The organism is Chishuiella changwenlii, assembly GCF_900142565.1.
Taxonomy (GTDB): Bacteria; Bacteroidota; Bacteroidia; order Flavobacteriales; family Weeksellaceae; genus Empedobacter; species Empedobacter changwenlii.
The window spans coordinates 65,265-82,149 of the sequence record NZ_FRBH01000008.1 but is presented as its reverse complement, the minus strand read 5'-3'; the positions used below and the strand labels follow the sequence as shown (position 1 = coordinate 82,149).

Annotated in this window: 13 protein-coding genes; 6 read left to right on the top strand and 7 right to left on the bottom strand. The window is 28.9% G+C overall.

Annotated elements, in window-relative coordinates:
- Window positions 1–27 precede the first annotated feature (27 nt).
- Window positions 28–1,410: a hypothetical protein gene (locus tag BUA86_RS10985; protein WP_072932646.1), complete on the bottom strand. Its 1,383-nt coding sequence runs from the start codon at window positions 1,408–1,410 to the stop codon at window positions 28–30.
- A gap of 126 nt (window positions 1,411–1,536) precedes the next feature.
- Between BUA86_RS10985 and BUA86_RS10980 the strand changes: the two genes are divergently transcribed.
- The 4 genes from BUA86_RS10980 to BUA86_RS10965 all read left to right on the top strand — a co-directional run bounded on the left by BUA86_RS10980 (window position 1,537) and on the right by BUA86_RS10965 (window position 4,438).
- Window positions 1,537–2,112: an RNA polymerase sigma factor gene (locus BUA86_RS10980; RefSeq protein WP_072932645.1), complete on the top strand. Its 576-nt coding sequence runs from the start codon at window positions 1,537–1,539 to the stop codon at window positions 2,110–2,112.
- Window positions 2,096–2,767, top strand: coding sequence for a hypothetical protein (locus BUA86_RS10975; protein ID WP_072932643.1), 672 nt, complete (start codon window positions 2,096–2,098; stop codon window positions 2,765–2,767). The genes BUA86_RS10980 and BUA86_RS10975 overlap by 17 nt, the downstream gene beginning before the upstream one ends.
- A 28-nt stretch (window positions 2,768–2,795) precedes the next feature.
- Complete coding sequence (locus tag BUA86_RS10970; protein ID WP_072932642.1) at window positions 2,796–3,839, top strand: porin family protein; 1,044 nt, start codon at window positions 2,796–2,798, stop codon at window positions 3,837–3,839.
- A 149-nt stretch (window positions 3,840–3,988) separates the two neighbouring features.
- Window positions 3,989–4,438, top strand: a complete 450-nt coding sequence (locus BUA86_RS10965; RefSeq protein WP_072932641.1) for a hypothetical protein — start codon at window positions 3,989–3,991, stop codon at window positions 4,436–4,438.
- Here the strand turns inward: BUA86_RS10965 and BUA86_RS10960 are convergent.
- The 4 genes from BUA86_RS10960 to BUA86_RS10945 form a co-directional block, all read right to left on the bottom strand.
- Window positions 4,435–4,725, bottom strand: a complete 291-nt coding sequence (locus BUA86_RS10960) for a hypothetical protein (protein WP_072932639.1) — start codon at window positions 4,723–4,725, stop codon at window positions 4,435–4,437. The genes BUA86_RS10965 and BUA86_RS10960 overlap by 4 nt on opposite strands.
- A gap of 57 nt (window positions 4,726–4,782) precedes the next feature.
- Entirely contained in the window at window positions 4,783–6,210 is a 1,428-nt protein-coding gene (locus BUA86_RS10955) for a glycoside hydrolase family 30 protein (RefSeq protein ID WP_072932638.1), read from the bottom strand.
- Between the two features lie 112 nt (window positions 6,211–6,322).
- A complete protein-coding gene (locus BUA86_RS10950; protein WP_072932637.1) occupies window positions 6,323–7,777 on the bottom strand; it encodes a RagB/SusD family nutrient uptake outer membrane protein in 1,455 nt (484 codons plus the stop codon).
- Between the two features lie 16 nt (window positions 7,778–7,793).
- On the bottom strand, window positions 7,794–10,613 hold the full coding sequence (locus BUA86_RS10945; protein ID WP_143147306.1) for a SusC/RagA family TonB-linked outer membrane protein: 2,820 nt from the start codon (window positions 10,611–10,613) through the stop codon (window positions 7,794–7,796).
- A 226-nt stretch (window positions 10,614–10,839) separates the two neighbouring features.
- On the opposite strand from BUA86_RS10945, the gene BUA86_RS10940 reads away from it, so the two are divergent.
- On the top strand, window positions 10,840–12,501 hold the full coding sequence (locus tag BUA86_RS10940; protein WP_072932636.1) for a DUF6377 domain-containing protein: 1,662 nt from the start codon (window positions 10,840–10,842) through the stop codon (window positions 12,499–12,501).
- Between the two features lie 25 nt (window positions 12,502–12,526).
- On the opposite strand, the gene BUA86_RS10935 is transcribed toward BUA86_RS10940, so the two are convergent.
- Together BUA86_RS10935 and BUA86_RS10930 are read right to left on the bottom strand one after the other, a co-directional pair.
- Window positions 12,527–13,018, bottom strand: coding sequence for a YkgJ family cysteine cluster protein (locus tag BUA86_RS10935; RefSeq protein ID WP_072932634.1), 492 nt, complete (start codon window positions 13,016–13,018; stop codon window positions 12,527–12,529).
- 3 nt (window positions 13,019–13,021) lie between these two features.
- A complete protein-coding gene (locus BUA86_RS10930) occupies window positions 13,022–14,374 on the bottom strand; it encodes a hydroxymethylglutaryl-CoA reductase (protein WP_072932633.1) in 1,353 nt (450 codons plus the stop codon).
- A 182-nt stretch (window positions 14,375–14,556) separates the two neighbouring features.
- Between BUA86_RS10930 and BUA86_RS10925 the strand changes: the two genes are divergently transcribed.
- A complete protein-coding gene (locus BUA86_RS10925) occupies window positions 14,557–16,716 on the top strand; it encodes a S9 family peptidase (protein ID WP_072932632.1) in 2,160 nt (719 codons plus the stop codon).
- Window positions 16,717–16,885: the final 169 nt, after the last annotated feature.

The following is a 16,885-nucleotide window of genomic DNA, read 5'->3' as shown; positions in this document are numbered from 1 at the left end:
AAAAATAAAACAAAAAAACTCTCGCTATTAGCGAGAGTTTTTTTGTTCTTCGAAATGTGAAATATCAGAACTATAAATAATGGTATTGTCTTTAATTTTTGGTTGATCTTCTAAAATAATAATGGAAGGATTGATGACTCTTAAAATAGCTCTATTTATAAAATCTGGTTGTCTATTTTCATGTACATGTTTAAATTTTTTATCAGTAAATGGAATTTGATAAATAGATTCTACTTCCTTTTTCTCATCATCATAATAATATTTAGGATCATTCTTTTTTGATTTTATAAACTGCTCCAAATTGTTTTTATGGTAGATGAAATTTATTGGGTTTTTAACGATTATCAAGCTGTTTAAGAATAAAGCTACAAGACTTATAATAAAGATTGTTTTATCAGAAATTATATTATTTTTTCTAATGATTATTAATAATGCAAACCAAAAAAGATAAGAAGAATTAAAAAGTAATCGAATTCCTAATGGCTCAATTCCTTGTATCATGGCAGAGAAGAATGTTAATAATGCATTAGATACTGCAATGAAAATAAGAAAATGAGTGAAAACGTCCTTACTCTTTCTAATTAGTTTAAAACAAATAAACCACCATAAGAGATCAATTGAAATTAAAAGAAGAGATAAAAGGAATTTTATATTAGAAGAATAATCAAACGTTTTAATATAAAATATTGGATTGGAAAGATTAATTACGCCGATAAAATCTACATAAGTATCAAACCAAAATGTATCCATTTCATCATTTATTCTTCTATTTTCTCCTGTAAAAGATCCTATTACTATATAATTAATCAATAAATAGCTGATTAATCCAATTCCAATTAAAGTTGTAGAAAAAAATAAGCCTTTATTTTTAGGTTTCAATTTTTTAAAATAGAGTAATATAAATGGTAAAGTACTTATAAATAGTAATGCATTCGCGTAACGAATTGTACAAAGTATTATACCAAGACAACTAGCAATGATAATATATTTTTTTGTCGAAATTTTTGATTTAAAAAACTCATGGGTGTAATAAATGTATAGATATAGAAAAGGTAAACCTACATATTCCGAAGATTGTAATGTAAACATCCATATAATAGATTTTATACACATTAAAAAAACCGTTTCTTTAAAATAGAATTGTTTTCTATATGAAAATAGAATGATAGAGAGAAAACAAATAACTTTGACTAACATAGAACTGTAAAAATATTCTCCAGTGATTAATGAGAATATTTTTAAAATGAAAGGAAAACCAATTGGAAAAAGATTATCTTTTAATTGTGGTAATTCCGATGCGATTTTTAGGTAACTTGTAAAGTCTCCGCCAACACCTCCGTTTGCAAGAAGAAAAGGAATAATAATTAATAGTAGTAAGATAAATAATATGAGAAGTATATAACCTTTCATTGTTGACAACATACACCTAATGTTTTTTATAAAACACTATTTTCAATAAAAAATTATATTTTTCAAAAAATGTTGTAACTTTTTTTGAAACATTGAGTCTATTAAATAAGAAAGCAATTAACACACGTGAATTTATTTGTACTTAACAAGAAAAGCAAAGAAGAAATTTTAGTCGAACGACTAAAAAAGAATGATGCTTTGGCACAAAAAGAACTTTATGAACATTCCTCGAAAAAGATGTTGAGTGTTTGTAGAAGTTACATACAGGATATGCATTATGCAGAAGATTGTATGATAAATGGTTTTTGTAAAGTGTTTAATCACATTCAGAAATTTCAGAATAAAGGAAGTTTTGAAGGTTGGGTAAGACGTATTATGGTCAATGAATGTTTAACATTTTTACGCGCAAATAAGACATTAATTTATGTAGATGACATACGTGTTGCTAATTATGATGAAGCAGATGATGATGTAGAAGATGCTTGGCTAAATTTTAATGTTCAAGATGTATTGGATCAACTTTCGGAGCCATACAGATTGGTTTTTAATCTTCATATTTTAGAAGATTATTCACATCAGGAAATTGCTAATATGTTAAATATTTCGGTTTCTACAAGTAAAACACAATTATTTAGAGCAAAAGCAAAATTGAAGGAGATTGTTTTAAATCAAAAAAAGAGAAGAAATGAAAAAGAAGGGTAATATATCAGACTATATAAAAAGTGAATTAGATAAGCAAGAGCTTACACCATCACATGATGCTTGGGATAGATTACAAGCTCGTATGGATGTAGCTGTACCTGTACAAGAAAAATCTAATTTTAAATGGTGGTTATCAGCGGCAGTTGTTGCTTTGTTCACTGTTTCTACATCCGTTTTTCTTTTCATTAATCATAGTGATGAGCAAGAGATTTCGAATAAATTTTCAACGAATACTGTACAACATTTAAAAGATACAATTAATTCAGAAAATAATTTAGAAGCTGGGCATACAGAGCATCTTTTTGCAAATAATGAGCAAAAAGATACGACTAAACAACAAACAGTTACTCCAAAAAATAACGAAAAACAAGTTGTGATGAATGGCAATGTACAAATAGCTGTTAATAAAGAAAGTCAGCAATTTGAATTATCTATTCCAAACAAAAAAGAAACTGTAACGGACAAAAAAGAAGCGCTAAAAAAAGAGGATATTCAGAAGAAAGCAATGCTTGCAAGCAATACATTAGACTCTATTAAGAAAGCTAAAAAGAAGAAAAACTTTGTTGATCCTAATATGTTACTTTATTCTATAGAAAATAAAGAAAATCTAAAAGAATCTAACCAATCGCGAGTGGTTTCTATCGACATCAAATAAACATTACTTTTTTAAACACATTATTAATATGATAAAAAAACTTATCGTAGCAGGATTACTATGTTTATCGGCTACATCAACATACGCACAAAAATTCTCGTTTGACTTAAATGAAAAAAATAACGATAAAATAAGTCCAATCGTTCGAGATAGAATAAGCGAATTTACATTGGTTATTCGACAAATTGTACAAGAAGAAAAATCTTCTATGGAGAAAAAGATTACTGAGGTTGACAAAGAATTAGTTGATGGTAAAATTAATGCGACAGAAGCAACAGCAAAAAAAGAAGCAATTGCCAATGTTTATTCAAATTCAATTAATGATCGTATAGAAGAAGTTAATTTTAATTTAGATGATATCATCAAACAACAGGTAGCTTTTTCTATTATGAATGGTGAAGATCCAGTAAATCCAAAAACGAAGATAGAGGACGTTAAAAAGCGTTATAAAATTACAAATCAAATCAACGGTTATGCATCTTTTGGATATATGGCTTTTACAGGGAAAAGTGATGATGAGTTAAATAAGCACGAAAAGTTTTCTAGTAATTTAACTTTTGGTCTTATGTACGAGCGTCAATTATCTATTACAAGTCCAGTAAATTTCTTAACAGGAGCAATGTTCTCTTGGCGAACTTATAGATTAGACGATGATATGATGTTTAATAGAGACGGAAATGGAAATGTTGGTTTAGTACAAAGTGAAAAATCATTAGATAAATCAAAATTACGTTCAGCTTACTTTATGGTTCCAGTTGGATTAAAGTATAACTTCTCTAAAGTTAAAAAAGTAACGGATGAATTTACTTATAGACCACAAGGTAAATATTTTATAGCGGCTTATGCTTATGGAGGAACGCTTTTATCTTCTAATAATATTGTAAAAGGAAGTGGAGTTCGTAGCAAGGAAAGAGGAAATTATAATGTGAATAATTTTATATATGGAGCAGAGGTAACTGTAGGGTTAGGTTTCTTTGATGTATTTGTTCGTAAAGACTTTAATAATTATTTTAAAGATAATACGTTTGATAATAGAAAAATGATTCAATTTGGCATAAATATTGGTTTGTAATTTACATATCTAAATAGTTTTTAGAGAATACATTTTATGACATTTATATAATTAACCTCGGTTGTTTTTACTGAGGTTTTTTATTCACTGAATTTAAAATGTTTTAATCGGATAAATTATTGTAAATTAGTAGGAAACGAAATATTAATATGATCAAATCAAAATTAAGTTGGCAAACAATTTTTCCTATCATAGCATTTCTAATGTTAATGATGGTGAATTATGCGTTTATTACAACATTTTGGTTTGGAGGAAAATTCTATATTCAAGAGCCTTTTCTTAATATCGGACTTTTTATGCTTTCTTTATTAGCATCGATTTCAATATTATATGATTTGACGTTTAATTTAACTTTGTTTACACTTAAAGATGAAACATTTGAGATAAGAACAATTTTTAAAAAAGACGAAATACCCTATCGTGCAATTTTCTATTTGTACGAAGAAGAAGATTTATTTCGATTATATCGTAATCAGATATTAACTATCCAAACAAAAAAATCTAGATTTAGATTGCGTAGTTTTTTTGATTCTAATTATGATGAGGTAAAACACAAAATGGCCGAAAAAGCCCAACAATACGTTAATTTACTAGCTTAAAACTTATCGTTATTATTTCTTAAATAGATTAAGATATTCTGTATTAAAACTAATATAGCTAAAGACAAGAAAAACATAAAGCCAACATAAATGGCAATCTGTTTGTCTTGTCCAATTTTTATAAATATAAAATAAGCTAATAAAGTTCCTATTAATTGCATAATCACTGCTTGCCAACCTGTTTTTTTTACTACAGCTTGATCTTTAGTTCTAAACCCAACTATTGCTTGATAGATTGTTGGGAAAATTAACATGATAAATGCAATTATTTTTAAAGAAACTTCCATTCGATTTTATTTATTTTTTCTGTTTTCAAATTTAAATATAATCAATGGTATTTTGGGTTAATTCCAAATATAAGTTGCGCTACTTTCAGCAGGAATATCAATTTTAGCAAACTTATCACCAACTTTTAAGTCGAATGTAGAGTTTACATTACCGTCATTTAAAATAACCATTGCTTTTTTATTATCTGGTAACACAAATGCAACAGTAGAAATAGATCCGAATTGTGTAGATCCAATTCTTTTAGAATTTACTGGAACAAATTTAGAAGCTTGTGCAACGATATAATAACCAACATTTCGTGTTAATTTATTTCCTTCAATCGTAATTGCTCCTTTACAAGTTGTACAACCTTTTGGTGTATGTGGTGCAAAATTCTGATCGTTTGCTAAATTCCATTCAAATGCAGCTTTACTCCAGTTTCTTATCGAACCAATAATTACATTTTTCATGTGCCATTTAAAATCATTTTCAAAAGCTGAATCTTTAGCAGTGTATTGTTCAGTAAAATAAAGATTCTTTTTAGGGAAAGCCTCATGTACTTTAGTTAAAGCAGAAATATCTCCTAAGTATAAATGGAAGGCAGAACCGTCGATGTATTTATTTGCTTCAGCGTCATTTAAAACAGTAATAGGATATTCTGGGTGATCACAATTGTGATCGTAAATAATGATTTTCGTTTTTATATTATTTTTTTGGAATGCAGGACCAATATTATTTTTTATAAAATTAGTTTGTTCTATTGCTGTCATCAACATGCTTGGTTCATTACCAGGATGCTCAGGCTCATTTTGTGGCGTTATAGCAAAAATATTTATTCCTTTAGAATTTAATGCCTTAATATATTTTACAAAATATTGAGCGTAAGTTTCGTAATATTCTGGTTTTAAACTTCCTCCAATTAAACTATTATTAGTTTTCATCCATGCAGGAGCAGACCAAGGTGTTGCAAAAATTTTAATTTTTGGATTAATTTTTTGTATTTCAACTAAAAGATTAATTACATCTAAATCATTAGATATATCGAATTTTTCCAATTTAGTATCCGTTTGTCTAGCAGGTAAATCATTGTAAGTGAAAGAAGATTTATTTAAATCTGATGCGCCAATACTTATTCTTAAAACATCCATTCCGATAGAATTTTTACCTCTACCAAAAAGCTCTTGTAATAAATTTTTCTTTGTAGTTGGATCTAACTTATTAATTAATTCTGCACTTCCGCCAGTAAGTGTAAATCCAAAACCATCAATGTCTTGGTAGATTTTAGATGGATCTACTTCTACAATATTTTTAGATGATTGTTCTGTTGTGAAATGAATGGTATTTTTTTGTTTTTCTAATAATACAGATTGATCGGACTTTGTTAACCAATATTCAATTTCCGAAGATGTTGAATTATTATCTTTAGTCGTTGTGTTTTTATTGTTTGCACAAGATGAGGTCAGGACAATTGTAGAAAGAATGAAAAGTGATTTTATAGTATTCATTTTTTTATTTTTTTATTGAGTGTGAGTCAAATGAAAATCAATGAATACAAGTTTTAAATAAAATTGATAAAAAAGATTAAAACATGTATTCATTGAGAAGTAATAACCATTATTAATATCCAGTATTCTGAACTAGATTCTTATTTGCGTCTATTTTTTCTTGTGGAACTGGCCATAATAATTTAGATGCTGTTAGATTCTTCGCATAAGGAAGTATGTTCCCATTTCCATCTTTTTGTTGAGATAAAATTTCTATACTTTTTCCATAACGTTTTAAATCGAACCAATATTCACCTTCAAAGGCTAATTCTAATTTTCTTTCGTGAAGAATAATGCTTAATGCATCTTCTTTAGAAACAGCTGTTAATGGAGCTAATTGCACACGTTCTCTTACTCTATTTACAAGAGCCATTGCGCCAGCTGTATCTCCAGTTTGTGCAAGAGCTTCAGCTTTTAATAATAAAATGTCTGAATATCTGTAGATGTAATAATTTTGAGTACCATCTGTCTTACGCATTTTATTAGCGAAAGGATATTTGTTAGATGGCCAAAAATTATCAGACCAAGGAACTGTATTTGCTGAAAATAGTACTGTAGATTTTTTTCTTACTTCATCTTTAGCAGCATCATAATCTGCAACTAAAGCATTAGATGGTGTATTAAACTTTTTCCAATCTGTTCCATAAAACATAGATGCACCCCATGCACCAATTGGAGAACTCCATCCATCACCATTAGCTTCCATTATAGATTCTGCATTTCCTTCATGATTTCCATCAAATAAATGATCGTAAACAGGAAGTAATGTTAAGCCTTCTGCAGTTACATTATCACAATTTTGGATAACTTGATTCCAATCTGGCGAAGGAATAGTTGCATTTACTTTTGCCATTAAAGAATAAACGGCAGCTTTATTAGCTTTAAATTTCTGATTACTTGCAGGTATACTTTTTATAGCGACTTGTAAGTCAGCAAAAATTTGCTCATAAACCTCTTCTTGTGTTTTTCTTGATGGATAAGTTTGTTCGTAAACTTCCTCAAAATTATTTTGATTAACAGAAGTTATAGCCTTTGTAATAATTGGAAAATCTCCCCAAATTTGTACCGCTTTAAAAAATGTTAATGCTCTAAAGAAAGATGCTTCAGAACGAATTTCTTCTTTCCTTTGACTGTTTAAATCCTGTACATCATCAATATAATTTAAAACAAAATTGCATCTAAATAGCATATCTGTAATGTATCCCCAATCTCTGTTAGAAATAGTGTTTGTGGCAACCATTCTATATTCATCGATCTGAAATACCTGTACATTATCGGCACCAGCATAAGCTACATCTGTTTGTGCATCTCCAATTATAAATTGATCAAATTGCCAAAATTCACCACCTAATTGAGAGTAAATAGCACTCATTGCTCTTTCTGCCTCACTTGCATTTTTTATAGGTTGTTCTGGCTCAGTAATAATCTCTACAATAGGTTCTGTGTCTAAATAATCATCGCAAGAACTAAAGAACAGTAGCATTCCTAGTAGAAAGATATTTTTCTTATTTAAAATATTTTTTTTCATCAGATTTCTTTTTTAATTATAAACTTGCTTTAATACCAACAACAAATGTTCTTACTTGAGGATAGGCACCATAGTCTATTCCCATAACACTTCCTCCGTTAGAGTTAACCTCTGGATCGAAACCAGAATAATCTGTAATTGTAAGTAGATTTTGACCAGTTACATAGAAGTTAATGCTATTAAAACCTAAGGCTTTCTTGAAATTATAACCCAACGTTACAGCTTTTAATCTTACATAAGAACCATCTTCTATAAAACGGTCAGATAAGAATAAAGCAGAAGAACTTCCAGCTTTTGGAATATTTGTAATTTGTCCAGGTGTTGTCCAACGATTTAATACTGCTGTAGATTGATTTTTGAAATCGTTCATTAACTCTAAATCTAATCGAGAAGCATTAAAAATATCATTTCCTACAGATCCTGTAATTAAAAAGTCTAAATAGAAGTTTTTATATTTAAAATTGTTTGTAAAACCAAAAGTAAAATCAGGATTAGGATCACCAATAAAAGTTCTATCACCAGAATTAAAAGATCCGTTTCCATCTAAATCTTTATAAAGTAATTCACCTGTATTTGCATCTACTCTGTCGACAACATATCCATAAAAAGCACCAACTACATGTCCTGGCATTAAGCGTACAGCATTAGCTCCCACGGTCTCAAAATAAGCCATGTCTCTAATCTCCATATAATCTATACTCTTTACTTTGTTTTTGTTAAATGATATATTGAATGATGAATTCCATTTAAATGTTTCATTATTAATATTCTGAGTACTCAAAGTAAACTCCATTCCTTTATTCGTCATTTCTCCACCATTGTACTGGTAAGAAACTGGAATTCCTGGGAATGAAAGATTCATTAATAAATCTGTTGTATTTCTGTGGTAGAAATCGGCAGAAACTCTAATTCGATTTCTTAAAAATCCAAAATCGAATCCAATATTTTTATCTTCTGTCGTTTCCCAAGTTAAATCAGAATTCTCTGTTTGAGTAGGATTTAATTGCTCGCTTCCAATATTTGCCTCTTTTCTTAATGCCCAATGTGAATATGCTGGTATTCCCGAAACATTACCTGTTATACCCCAACCAGCTCTAACTTTTAATTGACTTATAGTACTATTTCCTTTTAAAAAGTCTTCGTTAGAGATAATCCATGCAGCAGATAATCCAGGGAAATATCCCCATTTATTACCTGGAGCTAAAGAAGAAGCACCAGAAGCTCTTAACACAGCCATTACAGAATATTTATCGTTGAATGTGTAATTCGCTTGTCCAAAGAAAGAAACATAACGTGTAATAGAAGCATCACGAGATTGTGTTCTGTTTGCAGGTTCTGCTTTATCGTAATCAAAACTCATTAAGGTTGTAGGAAATCCTTTTCCCCAATATCCGTGTCTTTTGTATTTATTTTCCTGAAAAGAGTTACCAACGATCAAATTAAAATCGTGAACATTTTTTTTCAGTGTATAGTTTAATGTATTCTCTATATTATAATTCTGATACAAAGAGTTGTCTAAAGATCCAACACCTCTTTCTTGTCGACCATAACTTGTTCTGAATGCATCAGTGAAAGTTTCATTTTCTAAATTTAAATAATCTAATGTAACAGCTGGTTTCCATTTTAATCCTTTTGCTAAACTAACTTCAAAGTTTATACTACTTAAGAAACGATCTGTAACAGATTCATTTTTTCTAGATTGATAAGCAACAGGATTTTCCCATGAAGATTGATATGGGTTAAGTGCAAATTGCCCATCTTTATACCCATCTAAAAATTCTCCCGTTGTAGAGTCTACCTCACGAATTTTCAATTGATCAGCATAAACTGGTAAAAATGCAGGCGTATTTAAAGTTGCCATTACAACTCCTCCTCGCGATACACTCATGTTATCATTACTGTTGTATAAGTTTGTTCTTATATAACTAAACGATCCGTTAACTTTTAACCATTTTGTGATATCTGCATCAAAATTAATACGAGAAGAAAAACGATTATTTCTAGCAGGGTTAATAATTCCTTCTATTCCTTGATATCCAAACGAACTGTAGATTCTAAAACCTTCGCCACCAAAACCATAATTTACATTATAATTCTGATCAACACCTGTTCTAAATACTTGATCTCTCCAATTTGTATTGATACCAGCATATCTATCTGAATTTGCTGTTGCTAGAAAACCAGGATTAATATCGCTGATTAAACTTTTATATTGATCTAAATTTAAGACATCAATATTATTAGCAACCTTAGAGAAACCTGTGTATACATTAAATCCAAATGTTGTTTGATTTGATTTAGCTTTTTTAGTTGTTACAATAATAACTCCACTACTACCATTTACACCATAGATTGCTGTAGATGACGCGTCTTTTAAAACAACCATATCTATAACATCATCAGGGTTTACACCAGAAATATCATAGGTTTGTATACCGTCTATAACATATAAAGGTTTTGTACTCGAGTTGATAGAGTTAATACCTCTAATTTTAACTTCTAAGCCCGAACCAGGTTTTCCCGATGGTTGTACCACGTTAACACCCGCAACATTTCCTTGTAATCCTTGTTCTATATTATAAATTGGACGTTCGTCGAATGACTCCGCTTTTACTTGACCTACTGCACTTGTTAAGTTCTGTTTTTTTACAGCACCATATCCAATAACAACAACTTCTTGTAGGTTATTTGTTGTTTTATTTCCAAGATCTAATGAATCTTCTTTTTCTATCAGAATAGAGTCTTGTTTATTTTTAATTGGATTTATCTCTTGAGAATAAGCTTTGCTCAGAAGTAAAGTTCCTACAATTCCAAGCATAAAAAATTTTAGCCTCATGTTATTCTAATTTTTTGTTTAACACAAATTTAACTTTAGTTGGTGTTCAAAATACAATAAATAAGAAGTAAGTTTAAAAATATAAATCATATATGTATTTAATATATTGTTTATCAGTTAAATAAATTATTTTTTAATCCAAAAAAAGTAGGTAAATTACAAGTGTTTTTAATTAATATTTACTTAAAAATGATAGAAATACGTTATAAAAACAGATTAAAACGAAATGCCTAAAATACGAATCACTTCTTTACTATTATTTATTATTGTTGTTAATGCAAATGCACAACATATAAAAGATTCTTTATTGACAGAATTAGACAAGACTATTCTTAATAGAGATAAATATGATTTGATAAAAGAGAATCGTATACTCCAATTAAAAAAAGATTTAAGCAAAACAAAAGATCATTTAAGTCAATATAAACTCATCAATGCAATCATAGAAGAGTATATTCCTCATCAGTTAGACTCTACATTATTCTATATGGATAAGAATATAGCGTTAGCTAAGCATTTTCCTGAAAAAAAATATAGCGATAAAGTAAGAATCGATTTGGCAGGTGTTCTCTCGTCAACAGGAAATTATAAAGAATCTGTTGATATATTAAATTCTATTGATGAAAATGATTTAGACGATCAAACATTAATTCTTTTTTACGAAGAATCGATGTGGGTGTACTACAGATTATATTTTTATAGTCCTTTACCAGATTCTAGAGATTTATACAATAAGATGTATGAATTATTTATGACTAAATTATTAAATAAATTAGATCATAATAGTACGCATTACTTATCTGTTGTTGAGCGATTATACAGAGAAAAAAATAATTATAATAAAAGTATTGAGGTTAACAATGAATTATTGAAAAGGCACAAAATGGGAACCAGAGAATTTTCGATGTTTGCTTTTTCTCAAGCTTTAAATTATAGAGTAATTGGAAATAAAAAATTAGAGAAAAAATTCTTAGCTCTTTCTGCACTTTCCGATATAAAAGCTTCTGTAAAAGATAATGCTGCTAATACAGAATTGGCTCAAATACTTTTTAAAGAAGGAGATTTAGAGCGAGCCCATCATTACATTAATTTTGCATTTGAAGATGCCTCATACTTTAATTCTAAACTAAGATTTGTATCTATTTCTAATGTTTTACCGATTATAGATAAAGCTTACGAATCTGCTATTCATAAAAAGAATGAGAAGTTAAGAGTTAGCTTAATTATTATAAGTATTCTAAGTTTTGTTGTGCTTTGCACATTGTTTTACATCTATAAACAGAATAGAAATTTAACTCATGCGAGAAAAAAACTTGAAGTACTAAATCTGAAACTTAGCGAACTGAATCAGAAATTGGTTGTAACAAACGAAATGTTATCTATTTCTTATGATGAAATCTCTGAGATAAACCAAGTTAAAGAATACTACATCGCAAATTTATTAGTAAATATTTCTGAGAATATAGATAGTTTAAATACATACGGAAAAACTGTAGTAAAACTTATTGTTTCTCAAAAGCATGATGAACTATTGAAGTTTACAAAGAATAAAAACTTTCTGAATAATGAGTTGAATAAATTCTATTATAATTTTGATAGTATCTTCTTAAATATATACCCAACTTTTATTGCTGATTTTAATAATTTATTAATTGATGAAGAAAAAATATATCTAAAAGAGAATGAACTTTTAAATACAGAATTAAGAATATTTGCTTTAGTCCGTTTAGGGATAAATGATAGTACTAAAATTGCAAAAATTTTAAGATACTCTGTTACAACAATTTATAATTATAGAGTAAGAACAAAGAATAAAGCAAAAGGAAATAGAAATAATTTTGAAAATGAAGTGCTTAAAATAGGTGCTTTAATAAACAAACCCAAATAGAAAATTTTCCATTTGGGTTGATTATTTATTTTAATGTAATTTCTTTTTGCATCTGCTCTACGACTTCGTAGGTTGCGGGACAAATTAATGTGTTTTTTATCGTTAGATGATTAATCTGATAAAATTTTTTACGATCTGTATGCGGATATTCTCTGCAAGCTTTTGGACGATCTTCATACACTAAACAATAGTTGTCAGTATCTAAAAAAGGACAAGGTACTTGTTGTAGAACGTAATCATTGTCTTCATCAATTCGTAAATATTTTTCGATAAATTGACTTGGTTTTAAACGAAAAACATGCGCTAAACGTTCAATGTCTTTATTGGTAAATAAAGGACCAGTTGTTTTGCAACAATTAGCACAAGAAAGGCAATCCACACGATCAAAAACATCCTCATGTATTGCTTCCATTTTTTTATCTAAATCTTTCGGAGGTCTTTTTTTAAGTTTCTCTAAAAAAGATTTATGTTCTTTCTGTTTTTGTTTGGCTTTCTGAAAGTATTCTTCTAAATCCACCGATTAATTCTTTTTGATTTCTTCTACAGAAGTTACACCACGTAAACGACAGAATTCATCAATTACAGTATGGTGAGTTACTGTTTTATCTTTAAAATAATTCACAAAGAATTGTTTCTCTTCTTCTGTTGCTTCTAATTGATTTAAGATATTCATTAAGTGCATTTTCATGTGACCTTTCTGAATTCCTGTTGTTACCAAAGAACGTAATGCAGCAAAATTCTGTGCTAATCCTGCTACAGCAGCAAATCCCATTAACTCTTTTGAATTTGGTTTTCCTAAAATTCCTAAAGCTAATTTTACTAATGGATGTAAAGCTGTTAAACCTCCAATAGTTCCTAATGCTGTTGGTAAATCTATCCAAAAACGGAAAATACCATCTTTTACCTCACAATGAGTTAACGAAGAATATTGTCCATCTTTTGCAGCATAAGTATGTGCACATGCCTCTACAGCACGAAAATCATTTCCTGTGGCAATTACAACAGAATCTACTCCGTTCATAATTCCTTTATTATGTGTTGTTGCGCGGTAAGGCTCTATTTCTGCAATACGAACTGCACGAGAAAATTTTTCTACAAATTCTTCTGCAGTAATTTCTCCTTCTGCTAATTGCTCAATAGGACAAGAAACTTCTGCTCTAACAATACAATCTGGAGTATAGTTTGACAAAATACACATTACGATTTGTAATGAATCTTTTTCCTCTTGTGTAAAATTATCATCAGCATCAATTTCATTTTTCAATGTTTTTGCGAATTGTTCTAAACAAGAATTGATGAAGTTAGCTCCCATTGAATCAACTGTTTCAAAAGAACCTTTAATTTGATAATAATTAGCTAAATCAGCAGTTTTATTGATTAATTCAAGATTTAATATTCCTCCATTACGCGCACGCATATTTTTAGTAATATCATTTGTTTCTTCAACTAACTTTGCTTTAATTGTATTTTCGAATGCAGTATTTAATTTCTCAAAATCACCTTCGTACATAAAATGTACATGCCCTAATTTTGTTGTAGATAAGATAGTTGTTTTAAAACCACCTCTAGTTTGCCAAAACTTTGCGGCTTTAGAAGCTGCTGCAACAACAGAAGATTCTTCAACAGCCATAGGAATGGCGTATAATTCATTATTAATTAGAAAATTTGGTGCTAAACCAAAAGGCATATAAAAATTAGAAACAGTGTTTTCAGAAAACTCATCATGCAGTTTTTGTAAGTCTGCATCATCATTCCAATATTGCTTTAATATTTTTATAGTAGATGTATCACCATTTAAATATTCATTTATCACCCATTCAATTTTACCTTCTTTCGATAATTTCGAAAAACCTTCTACTGCTTGATGCTTCATATTGGATATATTTTATATTTTGTTGCAAAATTACAACTGTTTTAATCGTTATTATCTATAAAAATACTTAAAATGTTTGGTTGTATTGGTATTTATATATAATTATTGAATTTAAAACTGATTTCTAAATAAGAGATTTTATTATATTTGGTAAATTGAATTTATACCTTTAGCATAAAATTATGAGAAAATTTATATTAAGTTTAGCTGTATTAGCAATGAGCGCGTATACTTATGCGCAACAAATTACATTAGAAGGAATTTATGGTGGTAAATACCGAGAAAATTACTTGTATGGTGTTAATTCGTTAAACGATGGAGAAAATTATACAATTATAACAGAAAAAGGATTAGTAAAGCGTTCTTATGAATCGACATTAAAAAAAGGACAATCTAATGAAGTTGTATTGTTTTCAGGTGAATTTGAAGGATATGAATTTAGTGCTGATGAACGTTATATTTTATTGCAGACGGAAACTAAATCAATTTACCGTCATTCTTTTACAGCAAAATATAATGTGTATGATACAGAGACGAAAAAAACGACTTCAGTTTTTAACGGAAATGAAATTCAGGAACCTTTATTTTCTCCAGATGCATCAAAAGTAGCATTTGCTTTTGAAAATAATTTATACATACAAGATCTTAAAACGAATAAAGTTACTCAAGTAACAAAAGATGGAGAAAAGAATAAAATAATAAACGGTATTAGTGATTGGGTTTACGAAGAAGAGTTTGCTTTTGTAAGAAATTTTGATTGGAATGCAGATGGAACTTCATTAGCTTTTGTTCGTTTTGATGAAGCTAAAGTAAAAGAAATTTATTTACCTATTTATTATAATAATCTTTATCCAGAAGAATTAAGATATAAATACCCAAAAGCTGGTCAAGACAATTCTATTGTTTCTTTACATGTTTTTGATACAAAAAATAACTCAACAACAAATGTAGATTTATCTGGAGTTGAGAATTATTACATTCCAAAAATTAAATTTTCTAAGAATACTAATTTGTTAGCTGTTGTAACATCTAATCGTCACCAAAATAATGTTGATGTTTCTGTTTATGATATCACGACGAAGAAAGTGAACCGAGTTTTTACGGAGAAAAATAAAGCATGGATTGAAACTGATAATTTAACATTAGAATTTTTAGCTGATAACTCATTCTTATGGACATCAGAAAGAGATGGAAATAACCATATCTATCATTATAATACAAACGGGAAATTACTAAACCAAGTAACAAAAGGAGATTGGGAAGTAACAAATTATTATGGTTACAATCCTGCAAATAAAACACTTTACTATCAATCGAATTCAAATGATGGAAAACGAGTTTCTACAGAAAGACAAATTTTTGCAATAGGATTAGATGGTAAAAAGGCAAGAATGTTAACAAAAAATGCAGGGACAAATTCTGCTGCATTCAGTAAAAACTTCACTTACTTTATCAATACATATTCGTCAATATCAACTCCAAAAACAGTTAGTTTAGTAGAGTCTAAATCTGGGAAAGATTTAGGTGTAATTGTAGAAAACACTCAATTAAAAACAAAATTAGCTGCTGATAACATTGGAACAAAGGAATTATTTGTTTTAAAAACAGCTAAAGGTGATGATTTGAATGCGTATGTTATCAAACCAAAAGATTTCGACCCAACGAAAAAATACCCAGTATTAATGTATCAATATTCTGGTCCAGGTTCTCAGACGGTAACTAATTCATATTTCAATTCGAATGATTACTGGCACATGATGTTAGCACAAGAAGGTTACATCGTTTTTTGTGTAGATGGAAGAGGAACAGGATTTAAAGGAGAAGAATTTAAAAAACAAACGTATTTGCAATTAGGAAAATACGAAGTTGAAGATCAGATTTTAGCAGCAAAAGAAATTGGTAAAATGCCTTATGTTGATGCATCACGAATTGGTATTTGGGGTTGGTCTTACGGAGGATTTATGTCGTCTAATGTTTTGTTTAAAGGAAATGATGTGTTTAAGGCCGCAATAGCAGTTGCTCCTGTAACTAATTGGCGTTATTATGATTCTGTTTATACAGAACGTTTTTTACGTACACCAGAAGAAAATGCATCTGGATATGATGATAATTCACCAATTAATTATGCAAAAGATTTAAAAGGAAACTTTTTATTAATTCATGGTTCTGCAGATGACAATGTTCATCCACAAAACACATTCGAGTTATCTGAAGCGTTAGTACAAGCTAATAAAGACTTTGATATGGCTATTTATACAGATAAAGATCATGGGATTTATGGTGGATACACGAGAATTCAGCTTTATCGTAAAATGACGAATTTCATCAAAAAGAATTTATAATTAAAAAACAAAATTTAATTTATTAATAAACGCCAAAAATGAGCTGATTTATAAATGAATTGACAAAAAAATATCATTAAATAAAAAAAACCTCTACATTGTCAGAGGTTTTTTTTATTTTCGTTGATTGCTAATAAAATCTTAAAATTAATTAGTGATATAATTATTT